Annotated in this window: 17 protein-coding genes; 6 read left to right on the top strand and 11 right to left on the bottom strand. The window is 72.5% G+C overall.

Going from position 1 to position 15,773, the window contains the following annotated elements; genetic code table 11:
- Nucleotides 1–9: 9 nt before the first annotated feature.
- The 4 genes from JKV81_RS16145 to glnII form a co-directional block, all read right to left on the bottom strand.
- A complete protein-coding gene (locus tag JKV81_RS16145; protein WP_129262365.1) occupies nt 10–657 on the bottom strand; it encodes a LuxR C-terminal-related transcriptional regulator in 648 nt (215 codons plus the stop codon).
- Nucleotides 642–1,907, bottom strand: a complete 1,266-nt coding sequence (locus JKV81_RS16140; protein WP_129262363.1) for a sensor histidine kinase — start codon at nt 1,905–1,907, stop codon at nt 642–644. The genes JKV81_RS16145 and JKV81_RS16140 overlap by 16 nt, the downstream gene beginning before the upstream one ends.
- Before the next feature lie 181 nt (nt 1,908–2,088).
- On the bottom strand, nt 2,089–2,721 hold the full coding sequence (locus JKV81_RS16135; RefSeq protein WP_129262361.1) for a winged helix-turn-helix domain-containing protein: 633 nt from the start codon (nt 2,719–2,721) through the stop codon (nt 2,089–2,091).
- A 357-nt stretch (nt 2,722–3,078) separates the two neighbouring features.
- Nucleotides 3,079–4,113 (bottom strand): glutamine synthetase, encoded by a 1,035-nt coding sequence (gene glnII / locus JKV81_RS16130; protein WP_129262359.1) that lies wholly within the window; start codon nt 4,111–4,113, stop codon nt 3,079–3,081.
- Nucleotides 4,114–4,325: 212 nt separating this feature from the next.
- Here glnII and JKV81_RS16125 point away from each other — a divergent pair, with 212 nt between their 5' ends.
- A complete protein-coding gene (locus JKV81_RS16125; RefSeq protein WP_202076451.1) occupies nt 4,326–5,249 on the top strand; it encodes a Gfo/Idh/MocA family protein in 924 nt (307 codons plus the stop codon).
- A gap of 25 nt (nt 5,250–5,274) precedes the next feature.
- Here JKV81_RS16125 and JKV81_RS16120 read toward each other — a convergent pair whose 3' ends face one another.
- Nucleotides 5,275–5,451 (bottom strand): hypothetical protein, encoded by a 177-nt coding sequence (locus JKV81_RS16120; protein ID WP_236056812.1) that lies wholly within the window; start codon nt 5,449–5,451, stop codon nt 5,275–5,277.
- Nucleotides 5,452–5,570: 119 nt separating this feature from the next.
- Here JKV81_RS16120 and JKV81_RS16115 point away from each other — a divergent pair, with 119 nt between their 5' ends.
- The 5 genes from JKV81_RS16115 (at nt 5,571) to JKV81_RS16095 (ending at nt 10,465) form a co-directional block, all read left to right on the top strand.
- Nucleotides 5,571–5,840: a hypothetical protein gene (locus JKV81_RS16115; RefSeq protein ID WP_099176343.1), complete on the top strand. Its 270-nt coding sequence runs from the start codon at nt 5,571–5,573 to the stop codon at nt 5,838–5,840.
- 75 nt (nt 5,841–5,915) lie between these two features.
- Nucleotides 5,916–6,722: a hypothetical protein gene (locus JKV81_RS16110; protein ID WP_202076450.1), complete on the top strand. Its 807-nt coding sequence runs from the start codon at nt 5,916–5,918 to the stop codon at nt 6,720–6,722.
- A 162-nt stretch (nt 6,723–6,884) separates the two neighbouring features.
- On the top strand, nt 6,885–7,754 hold the full coding sequence (locus JKV81_RS16105) for a HalD/BesD family halogenase (RefSeq protein ID WP_129262352.1): 870 nt from the start codon (nt 6,885–6,887) through the stop codon (nt 7,752–7,754).
- 54 nt (nt 7,755–7,808) lie between these two features.
- Entirely contained in the window at nt 7,809–8,615 is an 807-nt protein-coding gene (locus JKV81_RS16100; protein ID WP_129262350.1) for a class I SAM-dependent methyltransferase, read from the top strand.
- A 101-nt stretch (nt 8,616–8,716) separates the two neighbouring features.
- The gene (locus JKV81_RS16095; protein WP_241748431.1) at nt 8,717–10,465 is read left to right on the top strand and encodes a choline/carnitine O-acyltransferase; all 1,749 of its coding nucleotides are present in this window, start codon (nt 8,717–8,719) and stop codon (nt 10,463–10,465) included.
- A gap of 102 nt (nt 10,466–10,567) precedes the next feature.
- On the opposite strand, the gene JKV81_RS16090 is transcribed toward JKV81_RS16095, so the two are convergent.
- The 6 genes from JKV81_RS16090 to JKV81_RS16065 form a co-directional block, all read right to left on the bottom strand.
- The gene (locus JKV81_RS16090) at nt 10,568–11,143 is read right to left on the bottom strand and encodes a TerD family protein (protein ID WP_124276846.1); all 576 of its coding nucleotides are present in this window, start codon (nt 11,141–11,143) and stop codon (nt 10,568–10,570) included.
- A gap of 120 nt (nt 11,144–11,263) precedes the next feature.
- Nucleotides 11,264–11,842 (bottom strand): TerD family protein, encoded by a 579-nt coding sequence (locus tag JKV81_RS16085; protein ID WP_129262346.1) that lies wholly within the window; start codon nt 11,840–11,842, stop codon nt 11,264–11,266.
- Between the two features lie 86 nt (nt 11,843–11,928).
- Nucleotides 11,929–12,177, bottom strand: coding sequence for a Sec-independent protein translocase subunit TatA (tatA, locus tag JKV81_RS16080; RefSeq protein ID WP_202076449.1), 249 nt, complete (start codon nt 12,175–12,177; stop codon nt 11,929–11,931).
- Between the two features lie 76 nt (nt 12,178–12,253).
- Complete coding sequence (mgtA, locus tag JKV81_RS16075; RefSeq protein ID WP_202076448.1) at nt 12,254–14,923, bottom strand: magnesium-translocating P-type ATPase; 2,670 nt, start codon at nt 14,921–14,923, stop codon at nt 12,254–12,256.
- Complete coding sequence (locus JKV81_RS16070) at nt 14,907–15,257, bottom strand: ArsR/SmtB family transcription factor (RefSeq protein WP_124276849.1); 351 nt, start codon at nt 15,255–15,257, stop codon at nt 14,907–14,909. The genes mgtA and JKV81_RS16070 overlap by 17 nt, the downstream gene beginning before the upstream one ends.
- A gap of 154 nt (nt 15,258–15,411) precedes the next feature.
- On the bottom strand, nt 15,412–15,684 hold the full coding sequence (locus JKV81_RS16065; protein WP_124276850.1) for a GlsB/YeaQ/YmgE family stress response membrane protein: 273 nt from the start codon (nt 15,682–15,684) through the stop codon (nt 15,412–15,414).
- Nucleotides 15,685–15,773 lie beyond the last annotated feature (89 nt).

Raw genomic sequence — 15,773 nt, 5'->3', positions numbered from 1 at the left:
CGCAGGCGGTCAGCCCCGGTCGAGGTAGGCGAGGACCGCGAGCACGCGGCGGTTGTCGTCGTCCGACACGGGCAGGCCGAGCTTGCCGAAGATGTTCGAGGTGTGCTTGGCCACCGCCCGCTCCGTGACCACCAGCTGCGCGGCGATCGCCACGTTCGAACGGCCCTGCGCCATCAGCTCCATGACCTCGCGCTCCCGGGGCGTCAGGCCCCCCATCGGCGCGTCCGCCGAACGCCGGGACAGCAGCTGGGAGATGACCTGCGGATCCATCGCCGTACCGCCGGCGGCGACCCGGCGCACCGCGTCGATGAACTGGTCGGCGTCGAACACCCGGTCCTTCAGCAGATAGCCGATGCCGCCGTTGCCGTCGGCCAGCAGCTCACGGGCGTACAGCTGCTCCACGTGCTGCGACAGGACGAGCACCGGAAGCCCCGGCCTCGCGCGGCGGGCGGCCAGCGCGCACTGCAGGCCCTCGTCGGTGTGGGACGGCGGGAGCCGGACGTCGACGACGGCGACGTCCGGCTCCAGCTCCGCCAGCGCCTTGGTCAGTTCGGGCCCGCTCTCGACGGCCGCCGCGATCTCGAAGTCGTAGGCCTCCAGCATCCGTACGAGGCCGTCGCGGAGCAGGAAGAGATCTTCGGCTAGGACAACGCGCAAGGGATCTCCATGGTCACCATGGTGGGACCGCCCGCGGGGCTGCTGACGGCCAGTACGCCGTCGAATGTACCCAGTCGGCGTTCGATCCCGCTCAGTCCCGAACCCCCTCCGACGGACGCTCCGCCCCTGCCGTTGTCCGTGACGGATATCCGCAGCATGCCGTCGGCGTGGTGCACGTCCACCCACAGCCGGTCGGCCTCCGCGTGCTTCACCACGTTCGTCAGGGTCTCGCTGACCGCGAAGTACGCCGCCGACTCGACCGGGGCGTCCGCCCGGCCGGGCAGCTCCACGGTCACCTCCGAGGACACCGGCAGCCGCAGGGCCAGCGCCTTCACCGCGTCCCCCAGCCCGCGCTCGGCGAGCACCGGCGGGTGGATGCCCCGTACGAGGTCACGCAGTTCGGTCAGCGCCTCCGCGGAGGACGTACGCGCCATCGCCAGCAGCTTCTTCGCCTCCGCCGGGTCCTTCTCGACGAGCGCCTCGATCGTGCCGAGGTTCATGCCCATGGCGACGAGCCGGGCCTGCGCCCCGTCGTGCAGGTCCCGCTCGATGCGCCGCAGTTCGGACGCCGCCGTGTCCACGGCCTCGTGCCGGGTCTCGGTGAGCCGGTCGATGCGCTCGGAGAGTTCCCCCGGGGCGGGTGACAGCGCCGAGCGGGCGAGCACGAAGTGCAGCCGCAGCAGCGGCCCGCTCGCCCACATGCCGACGAGGAAGAGGGCGACGCCGAGCGCCGCGGCGGCCAGCCCCGTCCCCTGGCCGCTGACCGGCACGAAGCCGTACCAGTAGGTGCTGTCCTCGAACACCCGCCACAGTCCGGCCGCCAGGACGAGCCCCTCCAGCGGGTAGACCAGCAGCGCGAAGGTGAGGACCAGCAGCACGTAGCCCGCCGTCATGTCGAGCAGCAGCCACCGCAGGTCCCGCCAGGTCGCCGGGTCCTTCAGCAGCAGCGTGGTGCGCTCGACCTGCCCGGTGAAGCCGGCGCGGACGTCCTTCGGGAACGGGCGGTAGGGGACCGGGATGCGGATGCCCGACCACTCCGCCGCCAGCAGCCGGCGCCGGTTGGCGTGCCTGCGCACCGCCTCCGTCACCCAGGGGGTGGTGACCAGCCCGAGACCCAGCACCACGAAGACGACGGAGAGGACCGACAGGACGAAGAGGACGGTCGAGCCCACGATGCTCGCGAAGGACAGGACGAACGCCCGTCCGCCGGTGAGCAGCGCCGTCCGTACCCTGCCCTGTGCCGATTTCATGATGGTGGTCTCCCCTCACCGGGCCCCCGTCGGACCCCGTCCGGCACCCAGTCTCGCCTGCGGGAGGGGGCCGCCGTCAGCCGTTCCGCCACCCGGCCGGGGGTGTACCTGGCACCACCATCGGGACGCGGGAAGGCCCCGGGCGGTGAAACCCGGGGCCTCCCTCACGAGCACGGTGTGATCAGGGCGCGTACTTGTAGCCCACGCGCCGCACGGTCTGGATCGACCGGCGGTGCTCGGCACCCAGCTTGCGGCGCAGCCGGGCCACATGGACGTCGACGGTGCGGCCGTCGCCCACATGTCCGTATCCCCAGACCGTCGTCACCAGCTGGTCGCGGGTGTGCACCCGGTGCGGGTGCGCCACCAGGTGGGCCAGCAGCTCGAATTCGAGGTACGTGAGGTCGAGGGTGACGCCGTCCACGGCGGCGGTGCGCCGGGTGGAGTCGATCCGCACGGGACCGCCTGCCGGGGCGGTGCCGGGCGGCGCCTGTTCCGGCACGAGCTCCCGGTGCTGGGCGGAGGCCACGGCCCCGGCCAGGGCGGGCTGCTGGTCGGCGGGCACGAGCACCAGGTAGCCGACCATCGGAGGCCGGCCCGGCAGGGCCGGCAGCGTGTGCTGGGGTGCGGGCAGCCAGGTGGCGCCCGGCGGCAGGAAGCCGGCGACGTCCGGGAACTCGACGACCTCGTCACGGTCGACGGCTCGCAGCCGGCGGTTGGGGGACAGCGGGGTGCGGGCGGTGGTGGTGGCCGCAGCGGGCACCGCGGACGCCGCGGTGGCGGCGGACGCGGTGGAGAAGGTACGGGTGTTCGCCATGAGGGTCAGCTCTTTCGCGCGAGGAGTCGTCGAGGACGTACGTCGTGCGCGCGGGCCGAAGGCCGGGGTGATGCGGCTTTAGAGGGCCTGCGCGTTCCACGCGCGGCAACACACCCGGTCGAAGTCATGGTGCTGACGGGAGGGCCAGAACGGCTCGAGGTCGCTGCGACCCGACGCGATGTACTGGAAGCTGGCCATGCCCCCATTGAAGCAGACATCGGCGTCGCGCAGCAGTGTTCTCTCACCCGTCGATACGGACCCCTGTGTCAGGTTCCTCACGCTCCCCTTCCGTACCGGCCGGACAGGCCGGAGGGGCGCCCGCGAGCGGACGCCCCTCCGTGCCGGGCCGGTGAGGGATCAGACCTGGCCGGCCTTCTCCAGAGCGGTGCAGCAGGTGTCGACGATCAGCCGCGTGACCACGTACGGGTCGACGTTGGCGTTCGGGCGGCGGTCCTCGATGTAGCCCTTGCGGTCCTGCTCGACCTGCCACGGGATACGGACCGAGGCGCCGCGGTCGGAGACGCCGTAGCTGTACTCGTTCCACGGGGCGGTCTCGTGCAGACCGGTCAGACGGTCGTCGATGCCCGCGCCGTAGTTCTTGACGTGGTCCATCGGCTTGGAGCCCTCGCCGAGCGACTCGCACGCGGTGATGATCGCGTCGTAGCCCTCGCGCATCGCCTTCGTGGAGAAGTTGGTGTGCGCGCCCGCGCCGTTCCAGTCGCCCTTGACCGGCTTCGGGTCCAGGGTCGCGGACACGTCGAAGTCCTCGGCGGTGCGGTAGAGCAGCCAGCGGGCGATCCACAGGTGGTCGGAGACCTCCAGCGGCGAGACCGGGCCGACCTGGAACTCCCACTGGCCGGGCATGACCTCGGCGTTGATGCCGGAGATGGCGAGGCCCGCCTTCAGGCAGTTGTCGAGGTGCTTCTCGACGATCTCGCGGCCGAAGATCTCGTCGGAGCCCACACCGCAGTAGTAGCCGCCCTGCGCGGCCGGGAAGCCGCCCTCGGGGAAGCCGAGCGGACGGTGTCCGGCGAAGAAGGTGTACTCCTGCTCGATGCCGAAGATCGGCTCCTGGCCCGCGAACTGCTCGGCGAGCGGGCGCAGCGAGGCACGGGTGTTGGACTCGTGCGGAGTCATGTCGATGTTGAAGACCTCGCACAGGACGAGGATGTCGTCGCCGCCGCGGATCGGGTCCGGACAGGCGAAGACCGGCTTCAGGACCCGGTCGGAGGAGTGGCCCTCGGCCTGGTTGGTGCTCGAACCGTCGAAGCCCCAGATGGGCAGATCCGCCACACCCTGCGCGGGGCTGCCGGCCATGATCTTCGTCTTGGAGCGAAGCTTGGCGGTCGGCTCGGTGCCGTCGATCCAGATGTACTCAGCCTTGAACGTCACGGACGCCATCCTTTGCGGGTGCTGCGGTCTATGTGCGCAGCTTGGCAAGGCGCGATTTCCCGTCCGTTGCCCGAATGTGAACCCGGTGTTACCGACGTTTCGCGGGCGTACCGGGCAGCAGGTCCCCGCCGCCGGGGGGCGTCTCACCCTGCGTCGTACTGGATACGTTCCGCACCGTCGCACCGTCGCACCGGGCCGGGCAGACTGGCGCCATGACCACACCTCCAGTTTCCGCCGCGCCGCTGCGGGTCGGCCTCGTCGGGGCGGGCCCGTGGGCGCGCCTGACCCATGCCCCCGCCCTCGCCGCCCACCCCGGTGCCGTACTGAGCGGTGTCTGGGGCCGCCGCCCCGAAGCGGCCGAGGCGCTGGCCGCCGCCCACGGCACCGACGCGTACACCGGCGAGGCGGGCTTCGACGCGCTCGTGGCCGCGAGCGACGCGGTGGCGTTCGCCGTGCCGCCGGACGTCCAGGCGCCGCTGGCCGTGCGTGCCGCCGAGGCCGGACGCCACCTCCTGCTCGACAAACCGGTCGCCACCACCGTGGCCGGCGCGCGTGAGGTCGCCGACGCCGCCGGGCGGGCCCAGGTCGCCTCCGTGGTCTTCTGCACGCTGCGGTTCGCCGAGGGCACGGCCGGCTGGATCGCCGAGCAGGCCGAGGCGGGCGGCTGGTTCACGGCCCGCGCCCAGTGGCTCGCCGCCCTCTGGGCCCCGGGCACCGGCAACGAGTTCGCCGCCTCGCCCTGGCGCCGCGAGAAGGGCGGCCTCTGGGACTGCGGCCCGCACGCGCTGTCGGTCCTGATCCCGGTCCTGGGCGACGTGACCGAGGTGGTCGCGGCCCGGGGCCCGTCCGACGCCGCGCATCTGCTGCTGCGCCACACCTCGGGGGCGTCCAGCACGGTGACACTCGCCCTGGACGCGCCGGAGGCCGCGACCGGCACCGAGGTCGAATTCCGGGGTGAGCGGGGGGTGTCGGCCCTGCCCCCGGGCGGCGGCGACGCGCTCGGCGCGTTCGCGGCGGCCGTGGACGCGCTGGCCGACGCGGCGCGTACGGGGGTGGCGCACCCCTGCGACGCACGGTTCGGGCTGCAGCTCACCGAGGTGCTCGCCCGGGCGGAGGCCGCGCTCGGCCCGGCGTGAAGGGAGGGCGCGAGGGGCGGGGCCGCTACTTCTCGGTGAGCGCCGTGTGGGCCTCCAGGAGGAAGCGCCGGACGGCAGCGGCCTCCCGCCGGTCGAACGTCCCCAGCAGCTCGGTCATCCGGGCCAGGGGACGACCGAAGAACTCCTGCCCCCGCTCCACCGCCGACGCGGTGACCGCGAGCAGCACCCGGCGGCGGTCCATGGGGCCCAGGGTACGCGAGTGACCCCTCAAAAGGCCTCTGGCCAGGGGCGATTGTCAGTGCGGGGCAGTAGAATGGAGGGAGTTCGTGAGGGTTCCACCACCGTGCCAGGAGGTTGCCGATGGCCGTCGCCACAGTCACGACCCAGCCGCTCCACAAGCCCCTGCGGAAGAAGCCGCTCCCCGCGGGCCGGCCCCGCGAGTGGTACGTCTCGCACAACCGCCGGCTCAAGGCCATGCGCCTGGCGATAGCCCTGCTCGACACCGGGGTGTACCAGCCGTCGAGCGCCGACAACGCCCGTATCCGCGCGGCGGCCGACCGCCTCGCCATCCACCCGCCGTCCGACACCACCTGCCGCATGGTCCGCGCCCTGATCCGCTACGGCCGCTGACCCGGCCGGCCCGCGTCCCCGGAGCAGCCGGGGGCGCGGGCCCCGCCGCGCGGGACGGGTGCGAGACTGCGCGCCATGTCTCTCGCCGACCTGACCTTCGCCCGCTGGTCCGCCCTGGACGCGGCCACCGCCACGCGTCACGCGGATGAGGCCGCCCGCCGGGCCGGCGGGCGGCTCCTCGGGCTGGACACCCGCCCGCACCCCGGCGGCGACCGGCACCGCGCCGTGATCGAGCGGGCCGGCGAGCGGTATGCCCTGGTCCCCGGGGGAGAGGTGACCGTCGGCTTCGACGTGGACGCCTGGCAGCCGCTTCCCGAACAGCTCGCCTCCTACCGCGAGGAGAGCCTCGCGGGCGGCTTCGGCTTCGACGCCGACCTCCGCGCCCATCTCGCACAGGTCATGACCCCGCCGCGCACGGTGACCCTGCCCACCGTGCTGATGGCGGTGGAGCCCAGGAAGCTCCCCGAAGTCCCCGCCCTCATACCCGCGTTGCTCGCGGCGCAGGGCCTGCGGATGCCCCACCCCGACGAATGGGAGCACGCCTGCGGAGCCGGCGCCCGCACCCTGTTCCGCTGGGGCGACGGCTACCCGGCGGGCACGCCTCCCTACGGCCCGGGCGCGGGCCCGCACCAGCTGCCGAACGCCTTCGGGCTGCACCTCGCGTACGACGTCTACGACAGCGCCGAGATGACCTCGGACCCGGGATCCGTCTACGGCGGCGACGGGGGAGAGGCGGTCTGCGGGGGCTACGGCTCGCTGCTCGAATGGCTGCCGCTGGCCACCGCCAACCACAATCCGGCCACGGCGGAATTCCTCGGCGGGCCCGAAGGGGAGGACATGTTCGAGGACTTCCTCGTGCGCCCGGTGATCGAGCTCGGCTGACGCGGCGGCCCGCGGGAGCCGGGGCGCGGCCGGAAAGGTCCTCTGGCCACCGTGCGCGTGCTCGGGAAGTGTGACGTGTCACAGACAACGCAGCGGGCCTGTGGGAACTTCAACTCTGTTACTCGCCAGTTGAGTTACCGACATGTGCGCGGAGAGGGTCAGATGAGCACTCTGCAAGCCATCACGCTCGACCAGGTGGTCGACACGGACAACTACCCCCTGTCGGACCCCGGGCACACCGAAACCCGCGCCGTCGTCGCGCGGGCCAGACGCGAACTGGCCGAGGTCGGGTGCACCGTACTGCCGGACTTCATCCGGCCCTCGCTCCAGGAGGTCCTGCGACAGGAGTGCGCCGCCCTCGCCCCGGACGCGTACTTCGACGTCGAGACGGTCAACGTCTACAACATCGACGTGGACGCGGACCTGCCCGATGACCACCCCGGCCGGCGCACCTTCGAGCGCGGCAACGCCTTCGTCGCCCGCGACCGCATCCCCTCCGACACCCTCATCGGCAGGCTCTACGCCCACGAGTCCTTCCAGCGCTTCGTCGCCGACTGCTTCGGGCTGCCCCGCCTGTACGAGCTCGCCGACCCGCTCTCCGGGCTCGTGCTCAACGTCGTACGGCCGGGTATGGAGCACCCCTGGCACTTCGACACCAACGAGTACACGGTCAGCATGCTGACCCAGGAGGCGCGCGAGGGCGGCTCCTTCGAGTACTGCCCGAACATCAGGTCCGCCGAGGACGAGCGCTTCGACGACGTCCGCGGTGTCCTGGACGGTACCGGCGCACGGCAGCCCGAGCGCCTGCCGCTGCGCCCGGGCGACCTCCAGCTGTTCAAGGGCCGCTACTCGCTGCACCGGGTCAGCCCCGTCCGCGGCGACCGGGCCCGCCACAGCGCGATCTTCGCCTACAGCGAGCGCCCCGGCGTCATCGGGAGCGTGTCCCGCACCCGGCAGCTCTTCGGCCGCGTCCTGCCCGAACACCTGGCCGCGGAGGGCCGCGCCGTACGGGGCGACCAGCTGCTGGACTAGAGCACCGGCGAACGGTTCCCGGCCCTGCTACGCGCCCCACCGAGGAGAAGCCCCTTGCGTCTCGACGCGTCCGGAAAAGTCTCGCTGGACCACATCTACACCGCGCCCGACCCCCGTACGTACTTCCAGGTGCTCCGCCCGCTCGGCTACCGCGTCCCGCAGCTGGCCAAGCCCTGGTTCGACAAGCTCATCAAGGAGTACCGGGAGACCGAACGGGTCGCCGTCCCCCGCGTCCTGGACATCGGCTGCTCGTACGGGATCAACGCCGCCCTGCTCAAGTACGACGCCACGATGGACGAGCTGTACGCACGCTACGACGGCAGCGCCCCGGCCTCCCGCGCCGCACTCCTGGAGCGCGACCGCGACCTCTCCCGCTCCCGCAGCCCCGCGCACCCCCTGCGCTTCACCGGCCTGGACGCCTCCACCAGTGCGCTGGCCTACGCGCGCGAGGCCGGGTTCCTCGACGACACCGTCAACGCCGACCTGGAGGCGTACGACCCCACCCCCGAGCAGCGCGACCGGCTCGCCGGGACCGACCTGGTGATCTCGACCGGCTGCATCGGCTACGTCACCGAGCGCACCCTGACCCGGGTGGTGCGCGCGCAGGACGGCCGCCTCCCCTGGATGGCGCACTTCGTGCTGCGGATGTTCCCCTTCGACCCCGTCGAGGCCGCCCTCGACGAGCTGGGCTACCGGACGGTCCGGGTCGACGAGGTCTTCAAGCAGCGCCGGTTCGCGGGCCCGGAGGAACAACGGGGTGTCCTGGACAGCCTGGCCGCGGCCGGTGTCGACGCGCGCGGGCTGGAGGAGGACGGCTGGCTCTACGCTCAGCTCCATCTCTCCAGGCCGCACCGACGGTAGACGACCCACCATCCCCACTCACCGAGAAGAGAGCCGCATTGAACGTCAGTCAGGAAGCAGCAGCCGGCGCGACCTTCGCCCGTGAAGGCAGCCTCCCGCGCGTGCCGCTGCCCACGCCGGAGGCGAGCTGCGAGAGGTTCCTCGCCTGGTGCGCCCCGCTGCTGACCGCCGAGGAGCGGGCGGCGACGGAGGCCGAGGTCGCCGCGTTCCTGCGGCCCGGCGGCCCCGGCCGCACGCTGCACGCGGCGCTGGAGGAGTACGACGCGACCGAGGGCGTGCACAGCTGGCTCGACACCTTCTGGCCCTACCGCTACCTCGGCCGCCGCGACCGGATCGCGCTCAACGCCAACTTCTTCTTCCTGTTCGAGGACACCGGCCAGGGGCAGCTCGACCGCGCGGCCGGGCTCGTCGCGGGGGCGCTGCACTACAAGCGCCGGCTCGACGAGGGGCTGATCGCGCCGGTGGAGCAGCGCGGGGTGCCCCAGTCGATGGTGCAGAACGCGTACCTCTTCTCCACGACCCGCATCCCCGGGGTGCCGCTGGACAGCGTGCGCGCCCCGTACAGCGATCAGGAACCCGGGCCGTCCACGGCCCGGCACATCGTGGTGTTCTTCCGGGGCACCATGTTCCGGCTGGACGTGCTCGGCCCCGACGGCGTCCCGCACAGCCTCGACGAGATCGAGGCCGGGCTGCGCGCCGTCACCAAGGCCGACGTCCACACGGCCGAGGAGGACCGGGCGGGCCACCTCACCACCATGGCCCGCGCGGAGTGGGCGGCCGCCCGGGCGTCCCTCGTCGACGGCCACCCCGGCAACGCCCGGACGCTGGACGACATCGAGACCGCGCTCTTCTGCGTCTGCCTGGAGGACTTCGCGCCCCGGGACACCCAGAACGCCTGCGACGAACTGCTGTACGGGGACCGGGGCAACCGCTGGTTCGACAAGGCCGTCTCCTTCGTCGTCTTCGCGGACGGCCGGGCCGGCATCAACGTCGAGCACTGCGAGCTGGACGGGACGACGATCCTCAGCTTCACCGACGCCCTGCTCGGCACCACGCCGGACGAACACTCCCGCGGCTCCGGCGCCCGCCCCCAGGGCGAGCCGGTCCCGCACCCCCTGTCCTTCGAACTGGACGCGCCCCTGCGGGCCCAGGTGCGCACCGCGGCCGAGGCGTTCGCCGCGTACGGCCATGACACCGCCACCCGCACCGTGTCCTTCGACGACTTCGGCAGCACGGCCGCCAAGGGGCTCGGGGTGTCCCCGGACGCCTTCGTCCAGGCCGCGTACCAACTGGCCCACCAGCGCGCCAAGGGCCACCTGGGAGCCACGTACGAGTCGATCGCCACCCGGCAGTACCGCCACGGGCGCACCGAGGCGATGCGCGTCGTCACCCCCGAGATGCCGCTCTTCGTCGCGGCGATGGACGACCCGGAGGCGGACCGCGACACCCGCCGCGCGGCGTTCCGGGCCGCCGCCGGGGCCCATGTGGCGCGGGCGAAGGAGTGCCAGGCGGGCGAGGCCCCCGAACAGCACCTCTGGGAACTGGAGCTGATCCAGCGCCGCCGCGGCGACGAACTCGGCGTCACCGAACAGCCCGCCCTGTACCGCTCCCCGGGCTGGCTCACGATGCGGGACGACTACCTGAGCACCAGCTCGGCACCGTCGGAGAACATCCAGTACTTCGGCTTCGGCTCCACGAGCAGCCGCTGCATCGGCGTCGCCTACGTCCTGCTGCCGGACCGCTTCAACCTCTACCTGAGCACACCCCTGGCGGTGGCGGACCAGATGCACGCCTTCGCCACCCACCTCCGCGAGGCGGTCACCGAACTCCGCGCACTGCTGACGGACTGACCCGAGAGGGACACCGGGGGAGGGACCCGTCCTGCGGGCCCCTCCCCTCGTCGCCCAAGGGCCGTCGCCCAAGGGCCGTCGCCCGGTCCTACGGCACGCGGCTCAGATGTTGACGCCGAAGTCGGCGGCGATGCCCGCCAGGCCGGAGGCGTAGCCCTGGCCCACCGCGCGGAACTTCCACTCGCCGCCGTGACGGTAGAGCTCGCCGAAGACCATGGCGGTCTCCGTCGAGGCGTCCTCGCTCAGGTCGTAGCGGGCCAGCTCGGCGTTGTCCGACCGGTTGACCACCCGGATGAACGCGTTGCGGACCTGGCCGAAGCTCTGTCCGCGCGCGGTGGCGTCATGGATGGAGACCGGGAAGACGATCTTCGCGACCCCGGCCGGCACGGTCGCCAGGTCCACGTTGATGGACTCGTCGTCGCCCTCGCCCTCACCGGTGAGGTTGTCGCCGGTGTGCTGGACCGAACCGTCCGGGCTGGTGAGGTTGTTGTAGAAGACGAAGTGGCCGTCGGAGACGACCTTGCCGGCCTCCGTGCACATCAGGGCGCTGGCGTCGAGGTCGTGATCGGCGCCGGTGGTGGTCCGCACGTCCCAGCCGAGTCCGACCGTCACGGCGGTGAGGCCGGGGGCCTCCTTGCTGAGCGAGACGTTGCCGCCCTTGGCCAGGCTGACTCCCACGGGTGATCCTCCATTGCTTCCGGCACTGCTTCTGGTCTGCGTCGTCACCCCGTCCAACGCGGGGGCGGCCGCCATGGTTCCATCGATTGCGCAACCCGGAAAGTGTCGGGCCCGCGGCGGTCAGCCGACGTTCACCCCGTAGTCCCCGGCGATACCGCTCAGGCCCGACGCGTACCCCTGGCCGATGGCGCGGAACTTCCACTCGCCGCCCCGGCGGTACAGGGCGCCGAAGACCATCGCGGTCTCGTCGGCGGCGTCGTAGGACAGCTCGTACCGGCACATCTCCCGGCCCGTGAGGTTGTCCACCACCCGGATGAAGGCGTCGTCGACCTGGCCGAAGCTCTGGCCGCGCTCCTCGGCCGCGTGGATGGAGACGGTGAACACGATCTGGCCGGTCCCCTCCCCGAGGCGGTCCAGGTCGACGAGGATCTGCTCGTCGTCGCCGTCGCCCTCGCCGGTCAGGTTGTCGCCGGTGTGCCGGACCGCGCCGTCGGGGCTGGTGAGGTTGTTGTAGAAGACGAAGTGCTCGTCGGAGACGGCCTTCAGGTCCGCGCCACAGACGATCGCGGACGCGTCCAGGTCGAAGTCCGCCCCGTCGGCCGGCCGGGCGTCCCAGCCGAGTCCGACGGTGACGTCGGCGAGTGGAGTGCCGTCCTGGTTGAGGACGACGTTCTGGCCCTTGGTGAGGCTGACGCCCATGTGCGCTGCTTCTCCCGAGTCGAGACGGTGGCCGGACGACCTCGTGCGGGCCGTTCCGGGGGTGATGGAGAGGGTACGGTGCGCCCTCAGGCGCCGGTGCCACCCTCCGGGGCGGACGGCTGGGCCGGGGCGGACGGCTGGGCCGGTGCCGTGCGGCCGGGAGCGGTGCCCGGTGCCGCGTCCTCGTCCCTCATGGCCTTCGTCTCGCTCTTGAGGATCCGCAGGGACTGCCCCAGTGCCCGAGCGGATTCCGGCAGCTTCTTCGACCCGAACAGCATGATGACCACGATCCCCAGGATCAGCAGGTGCCAGGGTTCCAGTCCGTTGCGGAGCATCGCCACCCCGTCCTCTCTCGTCGCGCGTAAAAAAAGATTGCTGGATTGCGCAACTGTACAAGCCTGGCCGGCGGAGTCACCGCCCGGTGCCCGCCTTCTCGTAACGGGACCGGTTGATCCTCAGCGCCACCGTGTACAGCGCGAGGACCGCGCCGAGCAGCGGGTAGTACATGGGCGGCAGCGCGGTCATCCCCAGCAGCGGACCCAGCGGGGAGAGCGGCAGCAGGATGCCGATGACGGCCAGGCCTGCGGCGGCCCGCCGTACGGGGCTGACGGGGGCGCCGGGGGCGGGTCGGCGGCCCGTACGCAGCAGCAGCATCACCAGTGCCTGCGTGAGCAGGTTCTCGGTGAACCAGCCCGCGTGGAAGGCGGCCTCACCGGCCTCACCGGTCCCGCCGGCCCCGACCGGACCGCCGGCATCGTGCAGGGCGAATGCCAGCACGCCGAAGGTGGCCAGGTCGGCGGCGGCCCCCAGCAGCCCGAAGCCGGTGATGAACCGCAGGATGCGACGGGGTTGCAGCACCGTCGGCCTGCGCAGGGCGGAGGGGTGGAGCCGGTCGAAGGCGAACGCGAGCTGGGCCGCGTCGAAGCACAGGTTCTGGACGAGTATCTGCGACGGCAGCATCGGCAGGAACGGCAGCATCAGGCCCGTGGCGAGCATCGCGATCACGTTGCCGAGGTTGGAGGAGAGCGTGATCCGCAGATACGTGGCGATGTTCACGCTGCTGTGCCGGCCGGAGGTGATCGCGTGCGCGATGGCCGTGAGGTCCTTCTCGGCCAGCACCACGTCGGCGCTCTCCCGGGCGACGTCCACCGCGTCACGCGGACAGATGCCGACGTCGGCCGCCCGGAGCGCGGGCAGGTCGTTGACGCCGTCGCCGAGGAAGCCGGTGGTGTGACCGCCGGCGCGCAGCGCCGAGATGATCCGAGCCTTGTGCTCCGGAGCGCACCGCGCGAACACGGTGGTGCGGCGGGCGAGGTCCGCGAGCTCGTCGTCCGTGACGCCCTCGATGGTGTCGGCGCAGAGGACGGCACCGGGGTCGAGCCCGAGGTCCCGGCAGGCGCGGGCCGCCGTGCCCGGGTGGTCACCCGTGAGGATCTTGACGGCGACGCCCCGGTCCGCGAAGACCTCCAGGGCGTCCGCGGCGGTCGGCGCGAGGGCGTCGCGCAGGGCGACGAAGCCGAGGAGGGTGAGGCCGCGCTCGTCGGCCGTGGTGAAGGCGCGGCTCCGGGCGGGCCGTTCGGCGGTGGCGACCGCCAGGAGCCGCAGCCCGCCGTGCGCCTCCCGCGCGGCGAGAGCCAGCAGCCGGGCCCGCTCGTCCTCGGCGAGCGCACAGCGTTCGATCACGGCCTCCACGGCGCCCTTGACCACCGTCGTGTGGAGCCCGAGGCGGCCGGGGCGGCGTACGACCGCGGTGGACAGGCGCCGCACCGGATCGAAGGGCAGCGCCGCCACACCTTCGTACGCCGAGGGCGCGTCCTCCCCGACGGCGTCCAGGATCGCCTCGTCCAGGGCGTCGGGGGCCGGCAGATCGGCGAGCTGGAGCGTCCACCAGGCGTTGACGCCGGCCCAGCGCAGCACCTCGGTATCCGGCCGTCCCCACGCGTCCAGCGCACGGTGCAGGACCGGCCGGTCCTGGGTGAGGGTGCCCGTCTTGTCCAGGCACAGCACATCGACCGCGCCGAGATCGTGCAGCGCGGGGAGCCGCTTGACGATCACCCTGTGGTCCCGGGCGAGCAGCGACGCCCCGCGGGCCAGGGTGGTCGTGACGATGACCGGCAGCATCTCCGGGGTGAGCCCGACGGCGACCGCCACCGCGAACGGCAGCGTCTCGAAGCCCCGGCCGCGCAGCGCCGCGTTGGCCATGAGCACCAGCGGCGGCGTCAGCAGCATGAAGCGGATGAGGACCCAGGAGATCCCGTGCACCGACTGGTCGAACGCGCTGGCCGCACGCCGCCCCGGGCCGGTCCGGGTGGCGGCGAAACGGGTGTGCGCCCCGGTCCGTACGACGACCGCGGTACCGCTGCCCGACGCCACGCTGCTGCCCTGGAAACACAGCTGCGGCTGGTCGAACGGACCACCCTCGGGCTCCGGTACGTCGACGGGGTGCTTGGCCACCGGCGCCGACTCGCCCGTCAGCGGCGCCTGATGCACCGTGAGGCCGCTCGCGCGCAGGAGCCGTACGTCGGCCGGGACCAGATCACCGGGCGCGAGACGGATCACGTCGCCGGGCACCAGCTCGGTGACCGGAAGCTCCCGTGACCGGGGCGCCCCGTCCTCCGCCGTGCGCCGCAGCACGGTCGCCGTGGTCGCCACCAGCTTCCGCAGCTCGGCCACGGACCGGTCGGCCCGGCGCTCCCCGCCCGCCCGCAGCACGCAGCTGACCACCACCAGCGAAAGGATGACCCCGGCGGTGCCCCAGGCCGACACGGCGGCCGACACCAGCCCCAGGCACAGCAGCACCGCGGTGAACGGGTCCCGCAGGCTTCCGCCGAGGCGGCGGGGCCAGGAGACCGTGCGCCACGGCGGAACCGTGTTCTCACCGAACCGGGCGAGCCGCTCCCCGGCCTCCGCCTCGACGAGCCCCCGCGGCCCGCTGTCCAGCTGCCGCAGCACCTGGAGGGAGGTGAGCCCGGACCAGGACGGCGGTCCGCCCGGCGCCTGCCGCGCCTGCCGCGCCTCCTGCTCCCCGGGCCCCGCAGGATCGGTACTTCCTGCCGTTACGGCCTCAGGCACCGAGGTCACGGAGACGGGGGCGGGAAGCCCCCTCGGCACGGGTGGTCAGCTGGCCGATCATCAGCCGTACCACCGTCACCACATCGGCGTCGTCGACGAAATAGACCTGCCGCCGCCCCTCCCGACGGGAGCGTACGAGACCGGCGAGCTTCAGCTTCGTCAGATGCTGGCTCACCGCGGGCAGGGCGCCGCCCACACGCTGGGCCAGCCCGCTCACATCGCTCTCGCCCTCGGCCAGGGCCCACACGATGTGCAGACGCGGCGGCGACGCCAGCAGCCCGAACGCCGCAGCCGCGTCCGCCAGCACCTCGGCGGGCGGATCGTCGGAGTTCCCTGCTGTCACCTTCGCGCTCCTGTCCGGCCTGGGCCGCGCTGCCGGGCCCGAAGAGGCTTCAGTCTAGGTGCCGTGCCCCGACCGGATCCCCGCGCTCCGGACAGCGGAACGGCCCCGCACCCCCAGGGGGAGGCGGAGCCGGACGGCAGGACTGCGGGGCGGATCAGCGGTGGGAGCGCCGGTTGCCCGTGATCACGCGGTACAGGGCGAGGAGGATGAGCGAGCCGACGATGGCGGCGATCCAGGTGGAGAGGTCGAAGAATCCGTCGATGGAGTCGACCCCGAAGATGACCTTGCCGAGCCAGCCGCCGAGGAGGCCACCCGCGATACCGATGAGCATCGTGATGATGATGCCGCCGGGGTCCTTGCCCGGCATCAGTGCCTTGGCGATGAGGCCGGCGAGCAGACCGATGATGATCCAGGCGATGATGCCCATGGTGCGTCTCCTACCTCGTACGTTGTATGAAGCTGCTGTCAAGGAACCGTGTTTACCGTCCCGGCGTTTCCAAACGCGTGTTCTCACGG

Origin of the sequence: Streptomyces silvae, from assembly GCF_016745505.1 — a bacterium.
In the GTDB taxonomy this organism is placed as follows: domain Bacteria; phylum Actinomycetota; class Actinomycetes; order Streptomycetales; family Streptomycetaceae; genus Streptomyces; species Streptomyces silvae.
Note: the sequence above shows the minus strand (reverse complement) of the source record. Positions and strands in the feature narration are given on the sequence as shown.